Source organism: Burkholderia sp. SIMBA_051 (assembly GCF_046534915.1).
In the GTDB taxonomy this organism is placed as follows: domain Bacteria; phylum Pseudomonadota; class Gammaproteobacteria; order Burkholderiales; family Burkholderiaceae; genus Burkholderia; species Burkholderia ambifaria.
Genome location: NZ_JAWRXS010000177.1, coordinates 1 through 285, shown reverse-complemented (window position 1 = coordinate 285; position 285 = coordinate 1). Strand labels below are relative to the sequence as shown.

1 protein-coding gene is annotated in these 285 nt (G+C 62.5%); it reads left to right on the top strand.

Annotation, left to right across the window (positions count from 1 at the left end):
• Positions 1-285: TetR/AcrR family transcriptional regulator (locus SB771_RS34075; protein ID WP_410721926.1), on the top strand; the 285-nt coding region annotated here is incomplete at both ends.

Genomic DNA, 285 nt, shown 5'->3' with positions numbered 1-285 from the left:
GGTCACGCGCGGGTCGCGGCGCTCCTCGCGGCGGCAAGCAGTGAATTTGCCGAGAAGGGATACGACGGCGCAACGATGACGGCGATCGCCGCCCGCGCGGGATCGTCGATTGGCTCGCTGTATCAGTTTTTCCCCACAAAGGATCAGATCGCGGGGGCGCTGATCGAAAGCTATCTGAACATGCTCACAGAGACGTTCCGCAAGCTGCGCGAGGCTGCGCCGACACTGGACTTGTCGCTGCTCGCGAACCGGTTGACGAGAACGTTCCTGAAGTTCCGCACGATC